This window comes from Streptomyces sp. NBC_00038, from assembly GCF_026343635.1.
In the GTDB taxonomy this organism is placed as follows: Bacteria; Actinomycetota; Actinomycetes; order Streptomycetales; family Streptomycetaceae; genus Streptomyces.
Genome location: NZ_JAPELQ010000001.1, coordinates 7,517,027 through 7,535,602 on the forward strand (window position 1 = coordinate 7,517,027; position 18,576 = coordinate 7,535,602).

An 18,576-nucleotide genomic window follows, 5' to 3' on the forward strand; every position below is an offset into this window, starting at 1 on the left:
CGGGCTCACACTAACGCTCCTGGTTGTAGGTGCTGTCAGGACCGAGGCCCTGGCCGTTCGTGTCACTACCTGCATTGCGACCCTGCTGTACACCGCGGCGCAGGTTGCTCAACCTGCCACGGATGTCCTCAGGGGCGCGGGAGACCTGGGGGCCGCCCTGCGGGGTCGATTCCGCGGTTCCCTCGACCAGGTTGGCCTTGGGCACCCGCCGCGGCAGACCGGACGAGGTGACCCCGCCCGCCTTGGGCTTCTTGAGCTGCTCGGCGCGCTGCCAACGGTCGTCGTTGGACGACCGCCAGTCGTCGGGGCCCTGCGTGGTCGCCGGCGCCGCCGACGGCGTCTGGTCCCTCTGCTCCACGGGCCGCTGGCCGTTACCGCTGCCGTTCGCGGTGGCACCGCGGCGGGGCAGACCGGCGTTGGTCAGTGTGTGGGGGGCGGAAGGTGCCGGTCCCGGACGGCTGAAGCCTACGCGGTCCTGCTCACCCGCGTCAGCGATCTTCGCGGATTCCGCTTCCGGAGCGTACTCGGACCGGTACGCGCTCTGCTGCGCCTCCTGCTGCGGCCAGTCGTCCTGCTGATAGGACGGCTCCGCGAAGGCCGAGAACGTCCCCGAGGCGGCGTTGCGGTTCCCCGAGTGCTCTTCCTGGACCGGCTCCGCGTACGCGGGCTCCGGGTAGCCACCGTTCGACGGGAAGTACGTCTCGTCGTACGAACCCTGCTGCGGCTCCTCGTACGCCGTCTGCTGGTCGTACGTCGCCTGCTGCTCCTCGTACGGGGCCTGACCGTTGTCGTAAGCAGCCTGCCCGTTGTCGTACGCGGGAACGTTGTCGTAGGACGGCTGTCCGTTGTCGTACGCGGGCTGCGGGGCCTCGAAGCCCTCCTGGTAGCTCTGAGCCTCCAGAGCCTCCGGCTGGCCCCCTGTCTGGGCCTCCAGGGCCGCACGGCGCTCCTCGCGCATCAGCGAGCGGCCCACGGGGTCCAACTCGCGTATGTCGTCCGGGACTTCGTAGCGGCTGTCGTCGAAGCCGAGCTCCGCGGCCGTACGCAGCGGCTGCTGGCCCTGGAAAGGCTCGCCCTGGAAGGACGGCTGCTCCGGCATGATCTGCGAGACGGTGAACTCGTCGCGCTGGAGCGTCTCGCCGCCGCCACCACCGTGGGTGATCGCGTCGGGGAGCATGACCAGGGAGGTCGTACCGGCCTGCTCGCCCGAGGGGCGGAGCTGGACGCGGATGCCGTGCCGGTCGGACAGGCGGCCGACCACGAACAGGCCCATGCGCTGCGAGATCGCGGCGTCCACGGTCGGCGGGTTGGCCAGCTTGTGGTTGATGTCCGCGAAGTCCTCGGCGGTGAGGCCGATGCCCTTGTCGTGGATCTCGACCATGATGCGGCCGTCCGGGAGACGGGTCGCGGTGACGCGGACCTTGGTCTGCGGGGAGGAGAACGTGGTGGCGTTCTCCAGGAGCTCGGCGAGCAGGTGCACGAGGTCGGTCACGGCGCGGCCGTGGATCTCGGCCTCCGGGACGCCCGAGAGCTCGATGCGCTCGTACTGCTCCACCTCGGAGGAGGCGGCGCGCAGCACGTCGACCAGCGGGACCGGCTGGTCCCAGCGGCGGCCGGGCTCCTCGCCGGCGAGGACCAGGAGGTTCTCGCCGTTGCGGCGCATACGGGTCGCGAGGTGGTCCAGGCGGAAGAGGTTCTCCAGCTGGTCCGGGTCGGCCTCGTTGTTCTCCAGGTCGGTGATCAGGGTCAGCTGGCCCTCGATCAGGGACTGGTTGCGGCGCGACAGGTTGGTGAAGATCGCGTTGATGTTGCCTCGCAGGAGGGCCTGCTCGGCGGCCAGTCGTACGGCCTCGCGGTGGACCTGGTCGAAGGCGCGGGCGACTTCGCCGATCTCGTCCGTCGTGGTGATCGGGATGGCCTGTACGCGGGTGTCGACGCGGCCCGGGTCCGTGCGGGAGAGCTGGTCGACCAGCATCGGCAGGCGCTGCTCGGCGACGTTGAAGGCCGCGTTGCGCAGCTGGCGCATCGCCCGGCTCATCTGGCGGGCGACCATGCCGGCCAGGATGAACGCGGCGAGCAGCGCGATCACGACGGCGGCACCGGTGATGATGGCGTCGCGCTTGGCGCTGTCGGAGATGTCGGAGGCCTCGGCCACGGCCTTGTCGGTCAGATCCGACTCGAGCGTGCGGTAGGCGGTGTACTTGCCGGTGTTGACCGCCCAGAAGTTGTCCGGGGTGGTGCCCTTCGCGGCGAGGGCGTCGCGGGCGCTCTGGTCCGTGGACGAGAGCGTCGCGAGGGCCGAGACCATCGCGGTGTCCCCGGACGGCGGGGGCACATAGGTCTGGCCCGCGGCGGCGGCGGCCTCCGCGGCGGCCTTGGCCTGGGCCGCGCCGTCGGTCTTGAGCTTGGCCTTCGCGGCATCGAGCCTGGCCGCGTCGGCCTCGGTGCCACCACCGATGTACTCCTCGACGGCGATGCCCTCGAGGTAGGCGTACGAGGAGAGGGCGACGCGCTGCTTGCCGAGGTCCGCGGCGGTGGGGCCGGGCTTGAGCAGCAGGTGCATGCCGATGGACCGCTGCAGCGAGGCCGAGGCCTTGGCGAGCGAGACCGCGTAGACGGTACGGCCGTAGCTGGTGATGTTTCCGGTGCCCAGGCCGAGTTCGTTGGAGAACTCCATCAGCGGGTGCTGGATCTGGGTGTAGCCCTCTTCGGTCTGCACGCCGGTGAGGGCGGAGGTGTACGCGGCCTTGCGCAGGGCGGCGAGGCCGGGCTCGACCTTGCGGAAGACCTCCAGGCGGCGCTGCAGGCCGGCCGTCTGCGGCATGTTCTGGGCGGCCTCGTCGAAGGCGTCGGCGGCCGCGTCCGTGGCCGCACGGGCCTTGACCACGGTCGGGTCCTTCTCACCCTCACCGCTCAGCAGCGGCACGGCGGAGACATCGCGCTCGACGTACAGCCTGTCGCCGTAGGTCAGCGCGGCCTGCACCAGACGTGCCGTCTTCTCGGCGTTCTCAGCCTCTTGCCAGGTGTCGATCGAGCTCTTCACCTGGAAGCCGCCCATGACAAGGCCGACCACCACCGGGATGAGCAGGATCGCGTTCAGCCTGGTCGGCACGCGCCAGTTGCGCGGGGAGAAACGACTGCCACTCGGCGCGGGCGCCGGCATGGGCTCCGAGGAGCCGGGCATCTGTGCGGGCGCCGCGACACGCGGCGGCGGGGTGAAGTTGCCCCGTGCCGACGGCTCGGGACCGTTCTTGCTTCGCCTCACTCGACCAAAACCTCTCGGCGTCGGCACCTACGTTGTGCCGCGGTGTCTCCGGCGCCCCTTTGACTACTGGGCAGGTCAGCGCATTCCAGCACGTCGGGTGGCGCCCTTCCAAACACTCGGAACCGATGATTCCGAGTCAGGTAAGCCCCAGATAAAACGGTCATAAAGAACGAGCCCCGCCAAAAGACGGGGCTTTTGTGAGCACAGCGGTACCGGGTGAACGCGATGCGTGTCGGTGCCCGTGAAATTCTCTGTCGAAACGTTATGAACACTGTGGCCGACCGTGTCAAACGACACAGCCGGCTCCAGTACGTCTACGACAACTGCCTTATGGAACTGTCGACTTGTGGACCGGGGCAGGCGCGCCATCCGCTTGCCCCAGGCCTGCCGTCCGCTACCGCAGACGGGCCATGAGCGCATGTTCGACGAGCGTGATCAGCGCGCTCTTCGCGTCCGCGCGGTGCCGGGCGTCCGTCGTGATGATCGGGGCGTCCGGACCGATCTGGAGGGCCTCGCGGACCTCTTCGGGGTTGTACGGCTGGTGTCCGTCGAAGCCGTTGAGGGCGATGACGAACGGGAGACCCGAGTTCTCGAAGTAGTCGACCGCCGGGAAGCAGTCGGCGAGACGACGGGTGTCCACCAGGACCACCGCGCCGATGGCGCCGCGGACCAGGTCGTCCCACATGAACCAGAAACGGTCCTGACCCGGCGTACCGAAGAGGTACAGGATCAGGTCCTGGTCCAGGGTGATGCGGCCGAAGTCCATGGCCACCGTGGTGGTGGTCTTGTCCCCGGTGTGGGTGAGGTCGTCGATGCCCGCGGACGCGGACGTCATGACGGCCTCCGTGCGCAGCGGGTTGATCTCCGAGACGGCGCCCACGAACGTGGTCTTGCCGACACCGAAGCCACCCGCCACCACGATCTTCGCGGAGGTGGTCGCCCGGCCTCCGTCAGAGCTTGCGAAGTCCACTGAGCACCCTTTCGAGCAAAGTCACGTCCGGCGCGCCGCCGTTGTTCTCGTCGCCGCCCGGCTGATGGATGGCGACGAGTCCGGCCTCGGCGAGGTCCGCGACAAGGATCCGTGCCACACCCAGCGGCATGGACAGGAGCGCCGACACCTCGGCGACGGACTTCACCTCGCGGCACAGGTGGCATATCCGCTGGTGCTCGGGAAGGAGCCCCATCAGCTGCGCCGGGTCGGCCGTGGTGCTGATCAGTGCCTCGATGGCGAGCTGGTAGCGCGGCCGCGTCCGGCCGCCGGTCATCGCGTACGGACGTACCAGCGGCTGGTCGCCCTCTTCCTCGTACGTATGCGCGTACGGATCATGAGAGGCGTTGGGCGGGGTCATGAATCCTCCGGGCGGGACAGCAAGTGGGTCAGTCGTGCCGTCTGTTGGGGCCGGTGGGGGGAGATTGTGTCGGCCGGACGGTGATTTTGTGCTGTGGGTAGATCCCAGGGCCGTTAGTGGAGCAGACTTCCCTGTAGTTCGGCGCGCAGGTCCGGCGTGAGCACTGCGCCCGCGCGGTCGACGAGCAGCGCCATCTCGTAGCCGACAAGGCCGATGTCGCACTCGGGGTGGGAGAGGACCGCCAAAGACGATCCGTCGGAGACGGACATCAGGAAAAGAAAGCCGCGCTCCATCTCCACGACTGTCTGGGCCACCGTGCCGCCCTCGAAGATCCGGGATGCCCCGGCCGTCAGCGAGGTGAGCCCGGACGCGACGGCCGCGAGCTGGTCGGCGCGGTCGCGCGGGAAGCCTTCGGACATTGCCAGAAGGAGACCGTCGGAGGACACGACGACGGTGTGGGACACCCCAGGGGTGTTGTCCACGAAGTTGGTGATCAACCAGTTCAGGTTCTGTGCGGCCTGGCTCATCTGACTCAACTAGTGCTCCTGCTGGTGAGTGGGGCTGGGGAAGCTGCCGGTCTGGCCGGTACCGGCCTGGCGACCCTGCTGAATGCCCCTACGAAGATTGGTCAGCCGGCCGCGTACGTCATCGGGCGCACGCGAGACCTGCGGACCGGTTTGGTGCGTTTGCTGCTGTGCCGTGCCCGCGACGAGGTTGGCTCGCGGGACTCGGCGCGGCAGGCCTGAGGTGGTGACCCCGCCCGCCGACGGCTGACGGACGCGTTCTGCCTGCCGGACGAGGTCGTCGTTCGGCGAGCTGCGCCAGGACGCCTGAGCGGCGGGCGCGGGTGCGGCGGCGGGCCGCGGGGGAACCGCGGGCGTCTGCTGCTGGGGGGTCTGTGAGGCCTGCGGGGCTTGGGGGGAAGCCTGCGAGCCGTTGTTGTTCTGCGCCGCCGCGGCGGCCGCGGCCGCCTGCTGACCGTGGAACCAGTTGGTCTCCAGCGTGTCGTACAGCGGCGTACGTCCGTCGCCGGGACCGGCCGGCGGCAGAGCCTCGGGCTCCGGCGGACGTACGGGCCGCTGCGGCGGTGCCTGCGGGGGAGTGGCGGGCCGCTGCGGAGGTGCCTGCGGCCGCTCGAACTGACCGGTGGACGACGGACCCTGGCCGTTGCCGTACCCGGGCATCGGGAACTGGCCGGTGGACGACGGGTCCTGGGAGGCGCCGTAGCCCGGGGCGGCGAACTGGCCCGTGGTGGACGAGTTCTGGCCCGCGGGAGCAGTGCCCGAAGTACCGAAGACATCAGGGCGGACGAACTGACCGGTGTTCTGGCCGGGGTTCTGACCCGAGTACTGCCCCGGGTTCTGGCCGGGGTACTGCCCGTTGTTCTGACCGGAGTTCTGCGACGGGACCGCACCGGGGCGCGGAGCGTCGAAGTCGGGGCGGGCGAACTCGGAGGTGGCGGCGGGACCTTGACGGTCGTCGACGCGCGGCATGCGCGAGGTGGCGTCGGGCTCCTCGTGGCCACGCGGGGTGTCGAGGGACGCGCGCGGCACGGGCGGCTGCGCGTTGTCGTCGCTCCAGCTCGGCCGCGACTGACCGTTGCCACCGGGGAGTTCGGCACGTGCGCCACCGCGGCCCGGAAGCTGCGGCCTGCGACGGCTGCCCTTGCCGGCCGGCGGCTGCTGCGGAGGTGCGGCCGCGGGGCCGCTCTGCCGCGCACCCGGTCCGCCCTGACGGGCACCGGGTCCGTCACCGAAGCCCTGCGCACCGGTCCCGGCGGCCTGGAGGCCCTGCGGGGCGCCCGGCGCGCTCTGCCCGAAGGCATTGACACCGGCACCGGCACCGGCCGGAGCCGGCCTGCCCTGCGGGGGATTGCCCGGACCCTGCGGGCGCGATCCGCCCGGCGCACCCGGGCGACCGCCCTGGTTGCCTCCGGGCAGCGCGGGACCGCCCTGGCTGCCGGGCAGTGCGGCGCGCGGACCCTGGCCCGCGCCGACCTGGCCACGCTGCGGCGGGGCACCGACACGTCCGGGGTTGCCACCGCCACCGAGGGCCGGACCACCCTGGCCGTTGCCGCGGCGGGCCGCGGCGACACCGGCGGAGGCCTGCGAGGCGGCCGGACCACCGGCGCCCTGACCCGGCTTGTTCGGAGCCTTCTTGCCGCCCTGGGCGACATCGACGGGGAGCATGACCAGCGCGGTCGTACCACCGGAGTCGGACGGGCGCAGCTGGATGCGGATGCCGTGGCGCTGCGACAGACGACCGACCACGAACAGACCCATGCGGCGCGACACCGAGACGTCCACGGTGGGCGGCGAGGCGAGCCGCTCGTTGATCGCCGCGAGGTCCTCGGGGGAGAGGCCGATACCGGTGTCGTGGATCTCGATCAGCACGCGGCCGTCGGGCAGCGCGTGACCGGTGACCTTGACCTTGGTCTGCGGGGAGGAGAACGACGTGGCGTTCTCGAGCAGCTCGGCGAGCAGGTGCACGAGGTCGTTGACGACCCGGCCGGCGACCTCGGTGGTCGGGACCGAGGAGAGCTCGATGCGCTCGTACTGCTCCACCTCGGAGGCGGCGGCGCGGAGCACGTCGACCAGCGGGACCGGGCGGGTCCAGCGGCGGCCGGGCTCTTCACCGGCGAGAACGAGGAGGTTCTCACCGTTACGGCGCATGCGGGTCGCGAGGTGGTCGAGCTTGAAGAGGGAGGACAGCTGGTCCGGGTCGGCCTCGCGGGACTCCAGTTCGGAGATGAGCGAGAGCTGACGCTGGATGAGGCCCTGGGAGCGGCGCGAGAGGTTGGTGAACATCGCGTTGACGTTGCCTCGCAGGAGGGCCTGTTCGGCGGCCAGTCGTACGGCCTCGCGGTGCACGTCGTCGAAGGCCGCGGCCACCGAGCCGATCTCGTCCCGGGAGTGCACACCGACCGACTCGACGGAGGTGTCGACGTCCTGCGGGTCGGACTCGGAGAGCTGCTTGACCAGCTCGGGCAGCCGTTCCTGGGCGACCTTGGTCGCGGTGTCCTGGAGCCGGCGCAGCGAGCGGATCATCGACCGGGCCACGACGAAGGCGCCGACGAGCGAGACGCCGAGGACGAGAAGGATCAGCGCACCCGAGATGATCGCTTCGCTCTCGGCCTCGTTGCGCAGCTCACGGGCCTTCTGCTCCATCTCGCCGAGCAGCGTGGTCTCGATGTTCGCCATCTGGCCGATCTTGGTCGAGTCGTCGTCGACCCAGTCCAGATACGAGCGCTTGTCGCGGGTGCCCAGGCCGTCCTTGCTGGCCAGCACGCGCTTGGCGTAGTCGTCGGCCGCCTCGATGGTCGGGTTGCCGCTCTCGATGGGCTTGAGGAGCTCCGCGGAGCCCTCCCCGTAGATGCTCTCGAAGCTGCTGAGGTCGGACTCCTGGCTCTGCTGCGCCGAGAGCGCGTACTGCCGGTCGTTCTCGGACAGATTGCCGAAGGTCGTGTTGCTCTCGGGCAGCGCTGCGGCGATGATCGCGCGCTGGACGGAGGCGTACTCCTTGGCGGAGGAGAAGGCCGACAGCGCACGCGTGCGCTGGATCATCTCCGGGTTGCTGGTGGCCTCGGCCATGTCCTGAGAGAGCTCGAGGAGCTGGGTGATGACCCGGTGGTACGACTCGACGGTCTGGGTGGCGTTCTCGGGCTCGTCGTAGGCGTCGCTGCGGATGCTGTTGAGCTTCTGCAGCTCGCGCGTGAGGCCGACGAGGCTGTCCCGTACGCCGGTGAGCTGCCCGTCCGTGCTGGAGTCGTCGATCTCCTGGACGCCCTGGAGGAAGTTCTTCTTCGAGACGTCCGTCGCGTCGCGGACCGTCTTCACCGCGGTGGTCGTGGCCGTGGCGCCGTGCACCAGAGGACCGGCCGTCGTGTCGCGCTCCTTCTGGAGCGCGGCGGCGAGCTCGGTCGCCTGCTTGGTGATGTCGGTCAGCAGCTTCATGTTGTCGAGCTGCTGGATGTCGTCCATCGACTGGTTGATGCGCAGCGCACCGAGCGAGGTCGCGGCGACCACGGGGAGCGCGAGCAGCGAGACCAGACGCGTGGAGATGCGCCAGTTGCGCAGGGCTATTCGCGAGCCGGGGCCGCTGGGGCCCTTCGGCTTCGCAGCCGGCTTGGGGGGAGCGGTCGCGCCGGGGCGTGCGGAACGCTCACCGCTGCCGCCGACCTCTGCCGGTCCCGGGTTCTGGGCGTGCTGGGGCGAGGAGCTGCCTTTGGTGGGGCCAGTCCCGCCGTGCGGCTCCGGCTCCGCCGAAGCGCTGCCATCCCTCTTGAATCGTCCCTGCACTAGCGTCGCAACCTCTGGACCAGGCGCCCCTCCGCAAAAACGGCGAGGCGGTGTCGGCGTCGTTCAGGGGCGCAGATGCGCCCCCTGGTGGTCATGAGTGACCGGCGCTGGATCCCCTTTCCCGCCGCCACTCGGCGCTGCGTTGCGCCCCCTGCGCGCCGGTTGGAACCCGCGGCGGTCCGTGGAATTCCAGCACAGTGCCGGATCTCCAACAAGGCCCGAGTGCCAGGCTGTGACCTCCGTGACAGCTTGTGAGTGCTGCGTTACGAGACGTAGAAAGTGATCTCGTACATAACGGGCGTATGCCTACGAGGTGTTGGGGTGTGGGGGGTGTCCCAGTCGCCATGATCAGGAGCGGAATGTCGGCGTCCATGGAGCAATGTCGCCTTTGTCGCATCGGACCGTCGGCCTGAATTGACCGGTTTGCCTGCTAGTAAGTGAGGAAACTCACACCACGATCATGGCGTCTTCACGGCTTCGCCCGGGAATTGCATGTTTAGCCTGACGCTTTACAGGGATGGCAAATCCGACAACCCGCGCCGACTCGGGGGCCTTTGAGGCCGCCCGGCGCCCACGACGACAAGGTCGAGTACAACGGTGAAGACGACGATGATGTTCCGCAACATAGCCAACCCGCGACGCACCACGCTGGCCCACCTCGAGGACGCCGACGAGCTGCAGACGCCGGAGCAGCCGGAGCACGCGCTCGAACTCCCCGCCCAGACCGCCAACCCCCGCCGCACCATCCTCATGGAAGCCCCGGAGGCCACCCCCGCCGCGGCCTAGGACGCCCGCCGCCGGCCGGTTCCCCGAGCCGCCGGCGTACGGATGCCGGGGCGCCCGCCGATATGCGCGAGGCGCCCAGCCCTTCCCGCGCTAGCCTGGAGCGTCAGACTCCAGCCAGCTCAGTGAGGGGCGCAACGATCCCGTGCGCATCGCCAGGTTCTCCATCGACGGCAACGTCGCTTTCGGCGCGGTCGAGGGCGACAAGCCGGACGAACTCGTCCTCGACATCATCAAGGGCATCCCGTTCGCGGACTTCGAGCTCTCCGGCACGAAGGTTCCCCTGAACAAGGTGCGGCTGTTGCCCCCCGTGCTCCCCAACAAGGTCGTGGCCTTCGGCCGCAACTACGCCGAGCACGCGCGGGAACTCGGCAACGAGGTGCCCGACGCCCCGTTCGCCTTCTTCAAGCCCTCGACCTCCGTGATCGGCCCCGGGGACGAGATCCAGTACCCGTCCTTCTCGAACGAGCTGCACCACGAGGCGGAGCTGGCCGTGGTCATCGGTCGCATGTGCCGCGAGGTCCCGCGCGAGCGCGTCAAGGACGTCATCCTCGGCTACACCTGCGCCAACGACATCACCGCGCGCGACGTCCAGAAGCGCGAGAAGCAGTGGGCCCGCGCGAAGGGCTTCGACGGCGCCTGCCCGCTCGGCCCCTGGGTGGAGACGGACGTGGACCCCTCCGACCTCACCATCCAGTGCACGGTCAACGGCCAGCAGCGCCAGCTCGGCCGCACCAGCGAGATGATCCACTCCATCGAGGATCTGATCGTGAACATCACCGAGGCCATGACGCTGCTCCCCGGCGACGTGATCCTCACCGGCACCCCGACTGGGGTCGGCCCCCTGAACGTCGGCGACGAGGTCGCCGTCACCATCGAAGGCATCGGCACTCTCACCAACAAGGTGATCAAGCGTGGCTAACGCGAACGTCCGCGTACGTTTCTGTCCCTCCCCGACCGGCAACCCCCACGTGGGCCTGGTCCGCACCGCCCTGTTCAACTGGGCGTTCGCCCGGCACAACGAAGGCACCCTGGTCTTCCGCATCGAGGACACCGACGCGGCCCGCGACTCCGAGGAGTCCTACGACCAGCTGCTCGACTCGATGCGCTGGCTGGGCTTCGACTGGGACGAGGGCCCCGAGATCGGCGGCCCGCACGCGCCGTACCGCCAGTCGCAGCGGATGGACCTCTACAAGGACGTCGCCCAGAAGCTCCTGGACGCGGGCCACGCGTACTACTGCTACTGCTCGACCGAGGAGCTGGACGCCCGCCGCGACGCCGCCCGCGCCGCCGGCAAGCCCTCCGGCTACGACGGCCACTGCCGCGCGCTGACCGCCGAGCAGACCGAGGCCTACAAGGCGGAGGGCCGCACGCCCATCGTCCGCTTCCGTATGCCCGACGAGACGATCACCTTCACGGACCTGGTCCGCGGCGAGATCACGTATCTCCCGGAGAACGTCCCGGACTTCGGGATCGTACGAGCCAACGGCGCGCCCCTGTACACGCTCGTCAACCCGGTCGACGACGCCCTCATGGAGATCACCCACGTCCTGCGCGGCGAGGACCTGCTCTCCTCCACCCCGCGCCAGATCGCCCTCTACAAGGCGCTGACCGAGCTGGGCATCGCCAAGGAGACCCCGGCCTTCGGCCACCTCCCGTACGTCATGGGCGAGGGCAACAAGAAGCTCTCCAAGCGCGACCCGGAGTCGTCGCTGAACCTCTACAGGGAGCGCGGTTTCCTCCCCGAGGGTCTGCTCAACTACCTGTCCCTGCTCGGCTGGTCGCTGTCGGCGGACCGCGACATCTTCTCCATCGAGGAGATGGTCGCCGCCTTCGACATCGCGGACGTGAACCCCAACCCGGCCCGCTTCGACCTCAAGAAGTGCGAAGCCATCAACGGCGACCACATCCGCCTGCTCGACGTGAAGGACTTCACGGAGCGCTGCGCCCCCTGGCTGAAGGCCCCCTTCGCCCCGTGGGCGCCGGAGGACTTCGACGAGGCGAAGTGGCAGGCGATCGCCCCGCACGCGCAGACCCGCCTCAAGGTTCTCTCCGAGATCACCGACAACGTCGACTTCCTGTTCCTCCCGGAGCCGGCCTTCGACGAGGCGTCCTGGACGAAGGCCATGAAGGAGGGCAGCGACGCCCTGCTGCGTACGGCGCGGGAGAAGCTCTCCGACGCCGACTGGACGGACGCGGAGGCGCTGAAGAACGCCGTCCTGGCCGCCGGCGAGGAGCACGGCCTCAAGCTCGGCAAGGCGCAGGCCCCGGTCCGCGTCGCCGTCACCGGCCGCACCATCGGCCTGCCGCTCTTCGAGTCCCTGGAAATCCTGGGCAAGGAGACGACGCTGGCCCGCATCGACGCGGCGCTGGCGAAGCTGTAGCCGCGGTCACGTGAACGGGGGCGGCGTCCGGTCCGGGCGCCGCCCCTCGCGTTTGCCTGCCCGCAGATCAGACGCCGTCGTACGTGACACGTGCGTCATCGGGCATGGGCGGAGCCGTGGTTCCGACGACCTGCCTCGTTGGCCGAACTCCCCGTGATCCTCGGCGCGGATACCCGTTTTGGAGCGCCGTCCACCTTCGGGTAATGTTCTTCCTGCGCCGCCGGAGAGCGAACCGAAAGGTCCGAAAACCGGAGGCGCTAGCTAAAACAAGATCCCCGTAGGGGATTGCGTTTCAGTGGCCTATGGTGTAATTGGCAGCACGACGGTTTCTGGTTCCGTTAGTCTAGGTTCGAGTCCTGGTAGGCCAGCTCGCAGAGCTCATCTGCAACCGCAGAGACCAACTCTGCAAGGCCCCCGTTGTGTAGCGGCCTAGCACGCCGCCCTCTCAAGGCGGTAGCGCCGGTTCGAATCCGGTCGGGGGTACAGATCCTTCTCAGGGGGACAGTCCGGGTCGCACCCGCTGGCTCTCATGCAGGATCGCTAGGGCCCCCGTTGTGTAGCGGCCTAGCACGCTGCCCTCTCACGGCAGTAGCGCCGGTTCGAATCCGGTCGGGGGTACTTGGATGGTCTGGTCTAGACCACCATTGGGCTATGGTGTAATTGGCAACACGACGGTTTCTGGTTCCGTTGTTCTAGGTTCGAGTCCTGGTAGCCCAGCTGGATCACTTGTGATCCTTGCCCCCGTTGTGTAGCGGCCTAGCACGCTGCCCTCTCACGGCAGTAGCGCCGGTTCGAATCCGGTCGGGGGTACACGAATCGACGGCCCTCCACTTCGGTGGGGGGCCGTCGGCGTTTTCTGTGCCAACTCCGCGTACGGCGCCGTGAGTTCGGCATCCGTCGTCTGTCGCCCGGGGGAGGGGCCTGCCGCGGCGTTGAGGCCGGCCCCACCCCGGTGAGGGTCAGCTGGTGCGGCGCAGGGCTTCGGAGAGACGGCCGGCGGCGTCGATGACGGCCTGGGCGTGCATACGGCCCGGGTGGCGGGTCAGGCGCTCGATCGGCCCGGAGACCGAGACGGCGGCGACCACGCGGTTCGAGGGGCCGCGTACCGGCGCGGAGACGGACGCGACGCCCGGCTCGCGCTCGCCGATCGACTGGGCCCAGCCCCGGCGCCGTACGCCGGAAAGAGCCGTCGCGGTGAAGCGGGCGCCCTGCAGGCCCCGGTGCAGGCGCTCCGGCTCCTCCCAGGCCATCAGGATCTGGGCCGAGGAGCCCGCCTTCATGGTGAGGGTGGAGCCGACCGGGACGGTGTCCCTGAGGCCCGAGAGGCGCTCGGCCGCGGCGACGCAGATGCGCATGTCGCCCTGGCGGCGGTAGAGCTGCGCGCTCTCGCCCGTGATGTCCCGCAGGTGCGTGAGCACCGGGCCCGCCGTCGCGAGGAGGCGGTCCTCGCCGGCGGCCGCGGCCAGCTCGGCGAGGCGGGGGCCCAGAATGAAACGGCCCTGCATGTCGCGCGCCACCATGCGGTGGTGTTCAAGTGCCACGGCGAGGCGATGTGCCGTGGGTCGTGCCAGTCCGGTCGCCGCGACCAGTCCCGCAAGGGTGGCCGGACCGGACTCCAGAGCGCTCAGGACAAGGGCTGCCTTGTCCAGAACGCCGACGCCGCTACTGTTGTCCATGAAACGATACTCGCGTCTCACTCTGTGAAACGCAAGTTCATTTTCTCGTGGAACGCGCCACCCTTGTAGACACAGTGGCCCGCGGACCAACGGGCCCGGCGGCAGACGCCCGATACAAGGGGTACGAGCGTCGCCGCCCCGGAAATCTCTAGTTGGGCCGGCGCCACACGAGCCGGCCGGAGGGAAAGCGATGGGTAGGACACTCGCGGAGAAGGTCTGGGACGACCATGTCGTCCGGCGCGTCGAGGGCGAGCCCGACCTCCTCTTCATCGATCTGCACCTGCTGCACGAGGTGACCAGCCCGCAGGCCTTCGACGGCCTCCGCCAGGCCGGGCGACCCGTGCGCCGCCTCGACCTCACCATCGCCACCGAGGATCACAACACCCCGACCCTCGACATCGACAAGCCCATCGCGGACCCGGTCTCCCGGGTCCAGCTGGAGACGCTGCGCAAGAACGCCGCCGAGTTCGGGGTGCGGCTGCACTCCCTCGGTGACGTCGAGCAGGGCGTCGTCCACGTCGTGGGACCGCAGCTGGGCCTGACCCAGCCGGGCACCACGGTGGTCTGCGGCGACTCGCACACCTCCACGCACGGCGCCTTCGGCGCGCTGGCCTTCGGCATCGGCACCTCGCAGGTCGAGCATGTGCTGGCCACCCAGACCCTGCCGCTGGCCCGCCCGAAGACCATGGCCATCACGGTCGACGGTGAACTGCCCGAGGACGTCACGGCCAAGGACCTGATCCTGGCGATCATCACCAAGATCGGTACGGGTGGCGGCCAGGGCTACATCCTGGAATACCGCGGCTCCGCCATCGAGAAGCTCTCGATGGAAGCCCGCATGACCATCTGCAACATGTCGATCGAGGCCGGCGCCCGCGCGGGCATGATCGCCCCCGACGAGACCACCTTCGCCTACCTCAAGGGCCGCGCCCACGCGCCCGAGGGCGAGGAGTGGGACGCCGCCGTCGCGTACTGGCAGACGCTGAAGACCGACGAGGACGCGGAATTCGACGAGGAGGTCGTCATCGACGCCGCCTCCCTCGCGCCGTTCGTCACCTGGGGCACCAACCCCGGCCAGGGCGCGCCGCTTTCGGCGTCCGTCCCCGATCCGGCTTCGTACGAAGACGCTTCGGAGCGCCTGGCCGCCGAAAAGGCCCTGGAATACATGGGGTTGACCGCCGGCGAGCCGCTGCGCGAAATCAAGGTCGACACCGTCTTCGTAGGTTCGTGCACCAACGGCCGTATCGAGGACCTGCGTGCGGCCGCCTCGATCGTCGAGGGCCGCAAAGTCGCCGACGGCGTACGGATGCTGGTGGTCCCCGGCTCCGCGCGGGTCGGTCTGCAGGCCGTTTCCGAGGGCCTGGACGTGGTCTTCAAGGAGGCCGGCGCCGAATGGCGGCACGCGGGCTGCTCGATGTGTCTGGGCATGAACCCCGACCAGCTGGCCCCCGGTGAGCGCTCCGCGTCCACCTCCAACCGCAACTTCGAGGGCAGGCAGGGCAAGGGCGGCCGTACGCACCTGGTCTCGCCGCAGGTCGCCGCCGCCACCGCCGTGCTGGGCCACCTGGCCTCCCCGGCCGACCTGTCCGACGCCCGTACGCCCGCTGGAGTCTGAGAAGCCATGGAAGCATTCACCACGCACACCGGCCGGGCCGTCCCGCTGCGCCGCAGCAACGTCGACACGGACCAGATCATCCCTGCTCACTGGCTCAAGAAGGTGACCAGGGACGGTTTTGAGGACGGGCTCTTCGAGGCCTGGCGCAAGGACTCGTCCTTCATCCTCAACCAGCCCGAGCGGTCGGGCGCCACGGTTCTGATCGCCGGTCCCGACTTCGGTACGGGATCCTCGCGCGAGCACGCCGTCTGGGCGCTGCAGAACTACGGCTTCAAGGCCGTCATCTCCTCCCGTTTCGCCGACATCTTCCGCGGCAACTCGCTCAAGAACGGCCTGCTCACAGTGGTTCTGGAGCAGAAGATCGTGAACGCGCTGCAGGAGCTCACGGAGAACGACCCCGAGGCCGAGGTCACGGTCGACCTGGAGGCCCGCGAGGTGCGCGCCGAGGGCATCACCGCCTCCTTCGAGCTCGACGAGAACGCCCGCTGGCGGCTGCTGAACGGCCTGGACGACATCTCCATCACCCTCCAGAACGAGGGCGACATCTCCGCGTACGAGGCCAAGCGGCCCTCGCACAAGCCGAAGACGCTCCAGGTCTGATTTCAGCCACCGCAACACCCCTCTGTACCCCCAATCGTGGACGGTTGGGGGTACAGCTGTGTCTGCCTCCACAGGGCCTTCGGAAGCGTTGGCGAATGGCCCCAACTCCCCTAGTTACAAAGGCGGTTGCCGGGGTAGCCGACCTATGGTGCCGGGTGTCGCCGAGGCGCTCAGGAACCCCTCTGGGGACGGCAGTTACACCCTGCGCAGGCGACAACTCGCCCCAGATGGCACAATCTGTGCATGGAACACGACGGCCAACTCGAGCTCTACATGGCAGTCGCGGCCCAACTCAAGGAAGCGCACACAAGAGTGCGTGCACTGCAAGTCCCGGAGGGCGTACGGATGGCGCTGACCCGGAAGCTGCTGGTCATTACGGCCGTGGCCAAGCACGATCTCGCCGATGCGACAAGGCGTCTGGAGCGGTTCACCACTGACCTCGACGAGGGTCGATTCCTCGAAGAGGAACGCTGAGGAACTTCGCGACAGCCCGAGTTCGTTGCGGCACAAGGGTGATTAGCCCGTTTCGTGTTTGATTTGCGGTATATATCTGCCTAACGTGCGAAAAAGCTTGAACGCATTCGTTCTGGCAATGTCTCCGAAGGGGAAGACGTGAACAAGGCGCAGCTCGTAGAAGCGATTGCCGACAAGGTCGGCGGGCGTCAGCAGGCCGCCGACGCGGTCGACGCCGTACTGGACGCCATCGTCCGCGCGGTTGTCGGCGGGGACCGGGTCTCGGTCACCGGCTTCGGTTCCTTCGAGAAGGTTGACCGTCCGGCCCGTTACGCCCGCAACCCGCAGACCGGGGAGCGCGTCCGGGTCAAGAAGACCTCCGTGCCGCGCTTCCGCGCGGGCCAGGGCTTCAAGGACCTGGTGAGCGGCTCGAAGAAGCTCCCGAAGAACGACGTCGCGGTCAAGAAGGCCCCGAAGGGCAGCCTCTCCGGCGGCGCTTCGGCCACGGTGAAGAAGGCCGCGGCCAAGAAGGCCACCGCCAAGAGGGCGACGGCCAAGAAGACCACCGCCACCGCGAAGAAGACGGTCGCCAAGAAGACCACGGCCACCGCGAAGAAGACGGTCGCCAAGAAGGCCACCGCCAAGAAGACCACGGCGACCGCCAAGAAGGTCGCGGCCAAGAAGACCACCGCCAAGAAGGCGACGGCCAAGAAGGCCCCGGCGAAGAAGGCGACGGCCAAGAAGGCCCCCGCCAAGAAGTCGACGGCGCGCAAGACCACCGCCAAGAAGGCCACCGCCCGCTCGTAGCGAGGGCGCAGAGGCACAACTCACGCGCCGGGCCGGGCTCCCTCCGGGAGCCCGGCCCGCGGCGTTTCCGGGGCCCGCTCGGGCCTGTCCGGGGCGCCTAGAACGTCTGCAGGGTGATCAGCGTGATGCGGCGCGCCTCGCCGTCGCCCTCGGTCTCGATGCGCACACGCTGTCCGGGGCGCAGCAGTCGCAGCCCGCCGGCGTCGAACGCCGGGCCGTCGAAGGGCACAGGGGTGCCGTCGTCCAGCAGCACCTGGCCGCTACGGGTTTCGGGGTCGTACGTGTACGCGGTCGCCTGCATGGCGGAAGCCTATCGATTCCCGGCCGCCGCTCCCCGGTAAGGGTCGGTTGTCCCGCCGGGGTCGCTGATCGGCAGGGAGGGCGTGCCTCGCGGGCGAGCCGGGTCGATCCGGGGCGGAACGGCGGTCGTGTCGGGGCGCGTCGAGTGCGGAGCGGCGCGGAGCCGACGGCAGGGCGGGATGGCCAAGCGCAGAGTCGACGGCAGGGCGGGACGGACACGCGCGGCGGCGCGAACAGAGCGAGGTCGGAAAGGCCCGGCCCCGCCGTCAGCCGCCCGGCTGCCCCGGGATCAGCAGATGTGCGGCCAGTGCTGCCGTGCGGGGGCCCACGCCGAGTGCCAGTGCCGCTCTCAGGTCATCGCCCGTGTCCACATCCTGACGTACGGAATCCACCCCGGCGAGGCGGAGTTCCATGGCGCCCGAGGAGCTGTGACGGGCGCGGGAATCGGTCCCGAAAGCGGGGAGCAATTCCCGGCCCGGGGTCGCGGCCAGCAGAGTGGTGCCGATTGCGGCGGCGTCGGGGAGAAATGCGCGGGGAAATTCGGCGGCCGCTTCGAGTACCCGGGCCAATTCCGGCGGGCGCAGCGCGGGCAGATCGGCGTTCAGGGCCGCCACTGCGCTTTCGGGAGTTCGGGCGCGTACGGCGGAGCTGCCGTGCGCCAGGGCGGCGTTCAGGCCGCCCGGCGGCTCGTCCGTGACGATGCGGGCGCCCAGCGCGGCCAGCTCCCGTCCGGCCAGGGCGTCGTCCGTGACTACCGCCACATCACGGACCGCGGTGCAGGCCAGCGCGGCCGCCACGGTGTCCTGCGCGAAGGCGAGGGCGAGCCCGGGGCGCAGCCCGTCGTCGGCCGTGTCCGCCAGCCTGCTCTTGGCACGCGCCAGAGGTTTGAGCGGTATCACCAAGGTCCATCGCACGAGCGCCCCGTCTCTCCCTTGTCGCGCCCATTGTGACCCGGCCGCCCCGGCGGTCCGTACACCGGGGCGTACGGTGTTCTCGACAGACAGACGGCCTGGGGCGACACTTGTGCGGCCCCCCAGGCCCTGGAG

The 18,576-nt window shown here is 69.4% G+C and carries 15 protein-coding genes, 5 tRNA genes and 1 pseudogene; 13 read left to right on the top strand and 8 right to left on the bottom strand.

Annotated features, from left to right (window positions below):
* Positions 1–10: 10 nt before the first annotated feature.
* The 5 genes from OG219_RS34070 to OG219_RS34090 form a co-directional block, all read right to left on the bottom strand.
* Positions 11–3,265, bottom strand: a complete 3,255-nt coding sequence (locus tag OG219_RS34070; RefSeq protein WP_266833062.1) for a nitrate- and nitrite sensing domain-containing protein — start codon at positions 3,263–3,265, stop codon at positions 11–13.
* A 394-nt stretch (positions 3,266–3,659) separates the two neighbouring features.
* Positions 3,660–4,235, bottom strand: coding sequence for an ATP/GTP-binding protein (locus OG219_RS34075; RefSeq protein WP_028802395.1), 576 nt, complete (start codon positions 4,233–4,235; stop codon positions 3,660–3,662).
* Positions 4,216–4,614 (bottom strand): DUF742 domain-containing protein, encoded by a 399-nt coding sequence (locus tag OG219_RS34080; protein WP_266833064.1) that lies wholly within the window; start codon positions 4,612–4,614, stop codon positions 4,216–4,218. The genes OG219_RS34075 and OG219_RS34080 overlap by 20 nt, the downstream gene beginning before the upstream one ends.
* Positions 4,615–4,727: 113 nt before the next feature.
* Complete coding sequence (locus OG219_RS34085) at positions 4,728–5,141, bottom strand: roadblock/LC7 domain-containing protein (protein ID WP_266836331.1); 414 nt, start codon at positions 5,139–5,141, stop codon at positions 4,728–4,730.
* Positions 5,142–5,150: 9 nt separating this feature from the next.
* On the bottom strand, positions 5,151–8,912 hold the full coding sequence (locus OG219_RS34090; protein ID WP_266833066.1) for a nitrate- and nitrite sensing domain-containing protein: 3,762 nt from the start codon (positions 8,910–8,912) through the stop codon (positions 5,151–5,153).
* A gap of 597 nt (positions 8,913–9,509) precedes the next feature.
* Here OG219_RS34090 and OG219_RS34095 point away from each other — a divergent pair.
* The 9 genes and pseudogenes from OG219_RS34095 (at position 9,510) to OG219_RS34135 (ending at position 12,889) form a co-directional block, all read left to right on the top strand.
* The gene (locus OG219_RS34095) at positions 9,510–9,698 is read left to right on the top strand and encodes a hypothetical protein (protein ID WP_266833068.1); all 189 of its coding nucleotides are present in this window, start codon (positions 9,510–9,512) and stop codon (positions 9,696–9,698) included.
* A gap of 142 nt (positions 9,699–9,840) precedes the next feature.
* The gene (locus OG219_RS34100) at positions 9,841–10,617 is read left to right on the top strand and encodes a fumarylacetoacetate hydrolase family protein (RefSeq protein ID WP_266833070.1); all 777 of its coding nucleotides are present in this window, start codon (positions 9,841–9,843) and stop codon (positions 10,615–10,617) included.
* A complete protein-coding gene (gene gltX, locus OG219_RS34105) occupies positions 10,610–12,079 on the top strand; it encodes a glutamate--tRNA ligase (protein WP_266833072.1) in 1,470 nt (489 codons plus the stop codon). The genes OG219_RS34100 and gltX overlap by 8 nt, the downstream gene beginning before the upstream one ends.
* 123 nt (positions 12,080–12,202) lie before the next feature.
* Positions 12,203–12,283: pseudogene (locus OG219_RS34110) on the top strand (HAD family hydrolase); the annotation flags it as partial.
* A 92-nt stretch (positions 12,284–12,375) separates the two neighbouring features.
* Positions 12,376–12,447 (top strand) — tRNA-Gln (locus tag OG219_RS34115).
* Between the two features lie 42 nt (positions 12,448–12,489).
* Positions 12,490–12,562: transfer RNA gene (locus tag OG219_RS34120), tRNA-Glu, on the top strand.
* Between the two features lie 62 nt (positions 12,563–12,624).
* A tRNA-Glu gene (locus tag OG219_RS34125) sits at positions 12,625–12,697 on the top strand.
* A 27-nt stretch (positions 12,698–12,724) separates the two neighbouring features.
* Positions 12,725–12,796 (top strand) — tRNA-Gln (locus OG219_RS34130).
* A 20-nt stretch (positions 12,797–12,816) separates the two neighbouring features.
* Positions 12,817–12,889, top strand: a tRNA-Glu gene (locus OG219_RS34135).
* 149 nt (positions 12,890–13,038) lie between these two features.
* Here OG219_RS34135 and ndgR read toward each other — a convergent pair.
* Positions 13,039–13,755, bottom strand: a complete 717-nt coding sequence (ndgR, locus tag OG219_RS34140; RefSeq protein ID WP_123997509.1) for an IclR family transcriptional regulator NdgR — start codon at positions 13,753–13,755, stop codon at positions 13,039–13,041.
* 190 nt (positions 13,756–13,945) lie between these two features.
* On the opposite strand from ndgR, the gene leuC reads away from it, so the two are divergent.
* From leuC to OG219_RS34160, 4 genes are all read left to right on the top strand, one after another.
* The gene (gene leuC, locus OG219_RS34145; protein ID WP_266833075.1) at positions 13,946–15,370 is read left to right on the top strand and encodes a 3-isopropylmalate dehydratase large subunit; all 1,425 of its coding nucleotides are present in this window, start codon (positions 13,946–13,948) and stop codon (positions 15,368–15,370) included.
* Positions 15,371–15,376: 6 nt separating this feature from the next.
* On the top strand, positions 15,377–15,970 hold the full coding sequence (gene leuD, locus OG219_RS34150; protein ID WP_266833077.1) for a 3-isopropylmalate dehydratase small subunit: 594 nt from the start codon (positions 15,377–15,379) through the stop codon (positions 15,968–15,970).
* Between the two features lie 243 nt (positions 15,971–16,213).
* A complete protein-coding gene (locus OG219_RS34155) occupies positions 16,214–16,444 on the top strand; it encodes a hypothetical protein (protein ID WP_266474663.1) in 231 nt (76 codons plus the stop codon).
* A gap of 138 nt (positions 16,445–16,582) precedes the next feature.
* Positions 16,583–17,230 (top strand): HU family DNA-binding protein, encoded by a 648-nt coding sequence (locus OG219_RS34160; RefSeq protein WP_266474662.1) that lies wholly within the window; start codon positions 16,583–16,585, stop codon positions 17,228–17,230.
* 97 nt (positions 17,231–17,327) lie between these two features.
* Here OG219_RS34160 and OG219_RS34165 read toward each other — a convergent pair whose 3' ends face one another.
* The gene (locus tag OG219_RS34165; RefSeq protein ID WP_266474661.1) at positions 17,328–17,531 is read right to left on the bottom strand and encodes a hypothetical protein; all 204 of its coding nucleotides are present in this window, start codon (positions 17,529–17,531) and stop codon (positions 17,328–17,330) included.
* 265 nt (positions 17,532–17,796) lie between these two features.
* A complete protein-coding gene (cofC, locus tag OG219_RS34170; protein WP_266833080.1) occupies positions 17,797–18,444 on the bottom strand; it encodes a 2-phospho-L-lactate guanylyltransferase in 648 nt (215 codons plus the stop codon).
* Positions 18,445–18,576: the final 132 nt, after the last annotated feature.